General features: G+C 56.1%; 6 protein-coding genes. All 6 read right to left on the bottom strand.

The features are described from left to right. Positions 1 to 118: 118 nt before the first annotated feature. Positions 119 to 928 (bottom strand): DeoR/GlpR family DNA-binding transcription regulator, encoded by an 810-nt coding sequence (locus RWM61_RS01530; protein ID WP_313996616.1) that lies wholly within the window; start codon positions 926 to 928, stop codon positions 119 to 121. A gap of 77 nt (positions 929 to 1,005) precedes the next feature. Next, positions 1,006 to 1,935, bottom strand: coding sequence for a class II fructose-bisphosphate aldolase (locus tag RWM61_RS01525; protein ID WP_313996614.1), 930 nt, complete (start codon positions 1,933 to 1,935; stop codon positions 1,006 to 1,008). Between the two features lie 36 nt (positions 1,936 to 1,971). Continuing rightward, positions 1,972 to 2,856: a carbohydrate ABC transporter permease gene (locus RWM61_RS01520; RefSeq protein ID WP_313996612.1), complete on the bottom strand. Its 885-nt coding sequence runs from the start codon at positions 2,854 to 2,856 to the stop codon at positions 1,972 to 1,974. After that, positions 2,856 to 3,800: a sugar ABC transporter permease gene (locus tag RWM61_RS01515; RefSeq protein WP_313996610.1), complete on the bottom strand. Its 945-nt coding sequence runs from the start codon at positions 3,798 to 3,800 to the stop codon at positions 2,856 to 2,858. Before RWM61_RS01515 ends, RWM61_RS01520 begins: the two co-directional genes overlap by 1 nt. An 88-nt stretch (positions 3,801 to 3,888) precedes the next feature. Then, positions 3,889 to 5,292, bottom strand: a complete 1,404-nt coding sequence (locus RWM61_RS01510) for an ABC transporter substrate-binding protein (protein WP_313996608.1) — start codon at positions 5,290 to 5,292, stop codon at positions 3,889 to 3,891. Between the two features lie 354 nt (positions 5,293 to 5,646). Next, entirely contained in the window at positions 5,647 to 6,708 is a 1,062-nt protein-coding gene (locus RWM61_RS01505; RefSeq protein WP_313996606.1) for an ABC transporter substrate-binding protein, read from the bottom strand. Positions 6,709 to 7,518: the final 810 nt, after the last annotated feature.

Here is a 7,518-nt window from a genome sequence, read left to right as displayed (position 1 = left end):
GGCCCCCCCGCCCTGATGGGGTCCCTGGGGGGGCGCCCCGCGGGGCGGGGGGCCCCCCCCCGGGCGCCCCGGGGGGGGCGCCCGCCGGCCCGCGCCGCCAGGGATAAACGGACAAAATTCACCGAAGCTCGGCCGCCGAACCTTCACCCGCTTCTTTCACCGGGCAGACGATCACCTTGACGCCGGTGTCTTCCAGCTCACGCAGGATGTCCGGATCGACGAGATCGGTCGTGATCACGATGTCGACATCGTCAAAGCTGCTGAACGAGACGAGCGCATGCCGGAGAAATTTGCTGTGGTCCGCCAGGATGACCGCCTTCTGGCCGGCGGCGATCATCGCTTTTTTAATTTCGGCTTCATAAATATCGGAGCTGGTGAAGCCTTTGCGCATCGAAATGCCGGAGGATCCGAGAAACACGTAGTGCGCGTTGTATTTTTGCAGCTCGATTTCCGCCTGCGGGCCGACGAGACTCATCGACTTGGTGATCAGCTTGCCGCCGAGCAGAAAGATCGAGGCTTCCTCGTTATGGCTGCATTCCTCGGCCACGTTGATGCCGTTCGTAACGACCGTCAAGCCCTTCGCCTGCTTCAAATGACGGGCCATGCACCATGTCGTGGAGCCGGCATCCAGAATAATGATTTGATTGTCCGTCACCAGCTCCGCGGCTTTCCGGCCGATGGCGTCCTTCTCGTCAAAATACTGCAGCTTCCGCTGCTGCACCGGCGGAATCGCCACGTTGTCGATTTCCTCCACCAGAATCGCGCCGCCGTAATTTTTCTGAACCAGGCCGTCCCTCTCCAGCTGGTTCAAGTCCCGGCGGATCGTTTCCTCCGAGACGTTGAACTCCCGGACAAGCTCGGATACCTTCACGCTCCGCTGCTGAAACAGCCGCTCCTTGATTTTGTTTCTTCGCTGCACGACGATCATACAAGCCCTACCCCCGCATGCCAGTCATTCATTCATTTCTTTAATATCGGTCAAAATCCCGCAAAATGCAACTTATTTTACACGGTATGCAGACCGAAGCGGCCCGCTTGCCCGCGGCTGCCGAGGAAATGATTGATTTTATCGGCAACCGTCTGCTTGACGGCCGCCCGCCCGAGCTCCAGCTGCCGGGCGGGCAGCGCGCGGCATTCCGCGTTCGTCATCCGTTCCCGGCGGCCGAGCGCCGAGAGCAGCGAGAGCTCCAGGTCGGTCGCGATATTGACCTTGCTTACCCCTCCGTCCGGGAGCTCGATGGCGTTCTTCATCATTTGCTCCGGCACGCCGGAACCGCCGTGAAGGACGAGATGCACGGGCGTCAAGGAGCGGATGGCCGCCAGCCGCGCATAGTCGATTTTTGGCTCCCGGACCCTATAGACCCCGTGGGCGGTGCCGCACGACACGGCCAAGGCGTCCACGCCGGTCGCTTCCGCGAATGTCCGCGCCTCCTCGGGATCGGTATACATTTCTTCGTCCTTATCGGTTTCGATGAAATCGGTCGTGCCGATCATGCCGAGCTCCGCTTCGACGGACACGCCGCGGGCGTGCGCGTACTCGACGACTTCCTTCGTCGCGGCAATATTGTCCTGAAGCGCCATTTCGGACGCGTCGATCATGACCGAAGTGAACCCCGCCTCGATCGCGGCGGCGATCACGGACAGCCTTTTGGTGTGATCCAGGTGAAGCACGAGCGGAACCGTAATCCCGAGCGAGGCCGCCCGGCTGTAGAACTCGTCGCCGAACTCCTGCGGCATGATCCCGTAACGGTCGAGCTCTTTTTCCGAAATTTGCACGATCAGCGGCGATTGCGTTTCCTGTCCGGCGAGCAGCACCGGGGCAATGACCGGCGTGTAGCGCGGCGAGAATGAGCCGACCGCGAATTTGTGGCGTTCGGCCGCCTCCAGCGCCTGTTTCAAGGTAATGACATTCTGCGGTTTCTTTATGGCTGTCATGCTCGATCTCTCCTATTCGTTGCGGGCCCGCGGCTCCTATCCTTTGGTCCCCGCCGATAAATCCATGCCCTGTATGAAATATTTTTGAAAAAAGAAGAACAGCAGGATGACGGGCAGCAGCACCAGCAGCGAAGCCGCCATCAAATAATTCCATTGGGTTTGGCCCGCCATTCCCCTGAACGTCTGCAACCCGATTTGCAGCGTGTACAATGTTTCGTCGTTGACATAGAGCAGCGGTCCCAGAAAATCGTTCCACGCGCCGTTGAACGAGAAAATGGCGATCGTGGCGATCGCCGGCTTGGCGAGCGGGACCGCGATGCGCATCCAGATCGTAAAATGGTTCGCGCCGTCGATTCGCGCCGCTTCGAGCAGCTCGTTCGAGATCGACATATAGAACTGGCGCAGCAGAAAAATGTAAAAGGCGCTGCCGAAGAAGGCCGGCACGATGAGCGGCAGGTACGTGTTCATCCAGCCAAGCCTGGAAAACAGGATGTACTGGGGAATCATCGTGACGAACCCCGGAATCATCATCGTCGCCAGCACGACGGAGAACATCAGGCGGCGGCCGCGAAATCGCGTCTTGGCGAAGCCGTATGCGATGAAGGAATTGGCCAGCACATTGCCGATGACCACCGATACGGTAATGAACGCCGTGTTGAGCGCCCAGCGCGTAAAGTCGGCCGCCGGCGAGCTCCAGGCATCCGCGTAGTTTTGGAAATTGAATTGCTTCGGGACAAAAGTCGGCGGATACTGCGCGATTTCCTGCATCGATTTGACGGAGGTGGCGAACATCCACCATACCGGCGACAGCAGAATCAGGCTGCCGGCGACCAGGACCAGGAGCACGGTGGCCTTCCGGATTCGTTCGCGGACGCGGCGATCGGCATAGTAGCGGCTTCCGGTTTGAACGGCTCCTTTCATCAGCGGTCGCCTCCTTCATAATACACCCAGCGTTTCGCGAATTTTAAATTGATGAGCGTCAGTCCCATTACGATGACGAACAGCATCCAGGCCATAGCCGTCGCGTAGCCCATGTCGAACACCTCGAACGCTTTGTTCCACATATGCAGGTTATAGAAAACGAGCGAGTTTTGCGGCCCTCCGTCCCCGCTTTCGGACATCACGTACGCTTCCTGGAAAATTTGAAAGCCGCCGATCGTGCTGGTGACGATGTCGAAGAAAATAACCGGCGTAATCATCGGCAGCGTGATCGTCCGGAAGCGCCGGATCGCGCCCGCCCCATCGATTTCCGCCGCCTCGTACAGCTGCGCCGGAACGTTCTGCAGGCTCGCGAGATACAGCAGCATCCCGCCGCCGAGACTCCACATTTTCATCATAATGAGCGCCGGCTTCGTCCAATCCGGGTCGAAAAGCCATGCCGGGCCGGCAATTCCAACCCACGACAGCACCGTGTTGACGAGGCCGGTGGACGGGCTCAACAGCTGCATCCACAGAAAATAAACGCCGACACCCGACAGCACCGCCGGCAAATAATAGACCGTGCGAAAGATTCGCATCCCGGGAATGCCCTGATTGAGCAGCACAGCCAGCAGAACCGCGCCGGCGGTCGTCAGAGGGACCATGAAGACGACGTAATATATCGTGTTGTATAACGAGATCCAGAACAATTTGTCCAGCGTAAACATGCGGATGTAGTTGCCCAAGCCGATAAAATCCATTCTGGAGGTGATGTTGAAGTTGGTGAAGCTCGCGTACAGCGAGAACAGCATCGGACCCAGGGCAAAGACGATAAAGCCGATTACCCAAGGGGATACAAAAACATAGCCTTGCAGCTCTTCCTTCCGTTGCATCGACAGCCGTCGTCTGACCGTCGCCGTACGCTCGGCAACCGTGGATTCCTTCATCTCTCCGCCGCTCCTCTCTGCCCGCCTTGAATGAAAAAGGAGCGGCAGCCGTTGCCCACCACTCCATTGTTTGCCGGTAACGTATCGCTTATTGGTTGCTTTGGATCAGCTTCTCCACGTCTTTCTGCGCCTGGGCCAGCGCCTTCTCCGCCGTGGTGTCGCCAAGCAGCGCCGCATCGACCTGGGGATTCACAAGGTTGCGGTAATCCGGCGCGAACGCGGGCGTCGGGAAAAGCTTCGTGTTCTGCAAATTCTCGACGGCTTTGGCATAAACCATTTTGCCGGTTTCGTCCAGCTCCGGGCTTTGCGCCGCTTGGTCGGCAGCCTCTTTGTTCGCGACGTTGTCGAAGTTTTTGACCGCCCAATATTGCTGCGCTTGGACGTCGGTCAAATAGTTGATGAACTCCCAGGAGGCGTCCGGGTTTTTCGCGCCGTAAGGAATTTCGACGACGAAGCCGCCGCCGGCGCTGTAATTGCCGGAGCCTTCTTCATAGGCGGGAATCGGCGCAATGCCGAAATTGACGTCAGGTCCGTAATCGCGCAGCTGGGTATAGAACGTGGCCGTCCGGGTCATCATCGACACTTTGCCCGAGACGAACGCGTCCGCCTGCTGGCTGCCGAATTCCGCTTTGTACGCATTCACCGTATCTTCGCCGAGACGCTCGGTCCAGCCGTTGATCCAATTGATGGCTGCCGCTTTTTTCTCCGTATCGATCGTCACGTTGCCTTCCATGTCGAGGAAGCCGGTGCCGCCGTCGGCGTTCATGACCCAGCTGTCCCAGCCGAAATCGCCCCAGGTCGGATAAAAGCCGATGCGCTCGTAGCGGCTGCCGTTCTTCTTGTCCAGCTTCTTCGCGGCTTCTTCAAGCTCCGCCCATGTCGCCGGCGGATTCTCGGGATCGAGGCCCGCTTCCGCGAAATGGTCCTTGTTGTAAAACAGCATGCGCGTATCCGTATTGAACGGCAGCGCGTAGGCCTGGTCCTCATACATCACGGTATTCCACAGCTCCGGGAAGAAGCGGTCCTGAATGTTCTCTTTGTCGAGATACGGCTTCAGGCTGACGACCTGGCGGTTTTTCGCGCGCGTTGCCACCGTATTGATGTCGTTGACGATCACATCCGGCGGGTTGCCCGCGGCGATGGAGGCCAGATTTTTCGTCCAAATATCGCCCCAAGGCAGGTAAGTATGCTTCACAATGATGCGATCCTGGGATTTGTTGAAGTCGTCAATGATTTTCTCAATGATCGGCCGACGCGTTTCGGAGCCCCAGAACGTCCAGAAATCGAGCTCGATTTTTTCCCCCGCGACGGTTTCGGTTGCCTCGTTCGACGGCTCGGCTGTTCCCTCGCCCGCCGCTCCTTCGGCGCCCTTGCCAGCGTTCGAATTCGCGCTGCCGTTGGCGCTTCCGCCGTTGTTGCCGCCGCATGCGCTCAGGAACAAGCTCATGACGAGACCGATTGCCAGCAGCAGCAATGCGCTTCTCTTGGCCATGGTATGAAACCCCTCCCATTCGGTTTTCCAAACACTCAAGAACCCACAGAACAATTCGGATGACGGCCTCTTTTGTATTCGTTTTCAATACGGGTTATGAGGTTTGTACGTTTATATTAGCGAGTAATACCACATAAGTCAACATTAATCTGTGGTTTTATTTGTGTAATCCACAAAAAGGTTCAACCGAAAAAATCAGCGGCATAAGAATGAGCGGCCTGCCGATAAACCGGTCAGGCCGCTCACACGAAAAGTTGTAATTCGAAGTATAAAAAAACTTCTACATCATTCTTCCTTGTGTCTAATTTCTTTTGGACATGCCAAAGGAAATCTCCTCCAGGTCATCACTGCTGATTATTGTCCGTTCTGCCATTCCAGGTCGAGAATATCTTCAACGTTGACTTCCTTTTCGAGTACCCCTTGCTCTTTCATAATGTCCGCGATTTCCTGCATGCGGCCGACGTTGTCCGGGGTGATCTCCCAGTTGAAGCTTTGTGTTTCGATCGCCTGCCGGATTACGTCGACCGACCGGACTTCACCGCCATCGACGGCGGTCATCGTATCCTGATCCACGAAGTTGCCCGCCAGCAGCTCGGCTGATTTGTCCGGCTCGTTCTGCAGCATCTCAATCGCTTCCTTCTGCGAATCCAGCAACTGATTGACGGCATCGCGGTTTTCCTTCAGGTTTTTGTCCGTGGTAATCACGACCATGCAGGGGAACGGCCATACTTTGCCGATCTCGTAAATTTGCTTGACGCCCATCGTCGTGGCCGCAATGCTGTTATACGGTTCGAACACGAAAGCGGCGTCGACCGCCCCGGAGGCAAGCGACTGGATGGCTTGCGCCGGATCGACATACACCGTTTGCACGTCCTGTTTCGTCAAATTCGCATTTTTCAACGCTACGCCGTTAAGTACGATATCAGCCGTGCTGCCTTGCCCTTGGGAGGCCAGCTTCTTGCCTTTCAAATCCTCGACTTTCTCAATCCCGCTGCCCTCTTTGACAAGAATGCTGTGGAAGCCCATCTGCGCGCCTCCGACGACCTTCAATCCCGCGCCTTTGGCCGCCCACGACACCGCGTTCGTGAAGCCCAGCACGCCCGCATCGACTTGTCCGCCGACCATGGCCTTAATCAAGTCCGTACCGCTGGTGAATTTCTGCATGGTCACATTCAACCCGTTCTTCTCATACAGCTTGGCTTCCGCGGCAAGCATCGCCTGCGCATCGTCCATCACGTTCAAGTAACCGACCACGAAATCCTGATTCTGCTTTTGCCCGCCGCCGGACTGTTCGCCGGAGCCGGCTTGTCCCTGCCTCGCCCCGTTGCCGCAAGCGGACAAGGTCAGCAATACAACCACTATGGATAACGCTAACCAGCCCTTAAAGCTTTTTCTTTTACCATGGGTTTGTCTCATGGCACAGTCCCCCCTAAATGCGTGAGATAATTCCTACAATCTTACTTGGTATTATAGAAAAACAGCCGGCCGCGGTCAAGGGTATCTTCAAATCCGGTATCGCCCGGTCCTTTAGGAAAAGTTGAACATTGTAAAATCTTCTTGCATGTATAACCATGATAAGGCCGACCACGGAAAGAACAAGGAGTGGCAACATCAGGATAAGGATGTAGAAAAACCATGATTTGTTCGCCCTCACAATACCTCCCCTTGCTCAAGAAAAGTTTATTTCAGCAGTTGATCGAATAACGGCTTAATTTCAGGCATTTCAATACGGTATTTTTTTGTCCCCTTGTCTGAAACTGTTACGAAAACCTCGCCTGCAGAAGTATACTGGATTCGCAGCTCGGTCTTTTCTTTTAGCTCGAGTACGACGCCGAGTTTAATGCTCCCTTGGCGGAGGGGAAGTTCTTGCTGGACCATTGTGCTCGGAATCGTTTCCGAAAATAAAACTGACGACACCTGATTGAATCTGCTTGATAGGGCCGACCTCGTTATAAGCGGGACGGAGCAGGGACAAGAGGCTCATGCCTCCACCCGGACTTGACGCCTGCACGTGGCCGCGCTTCGAGGTTTAAGGAAACATCTTCACTATTCGTGGATTAGCTTCGCTATGCCACCATCACGGGGTATCTCAACTCAAAATAGAGAGCGAAATTTCTTAAATTAACGCATAGGTTTTCGCTTTAGAGCAACGTTCACCTATCCACCGGATCGGCCTGTGGATTCCTAGGTGCCGGAGAGCCGAAGCGTGGACTATTGCGGTTAGAA

The organism is uncultured Paenibacillus sp., assembly GCF_963515335.1.
In the GTDB taxonomy this organism is placed as follows: domain Bacteria; phylum Bacillota; class Bacilli; order Paenibacillales; family Paenibacillaceae; genus Paenibacillus_I.
The sequence above is the reverse complement of the archived record's forward strand: the minus strand, read 5'-3'. Positions and strand labels throughout refer to the sequence as shown.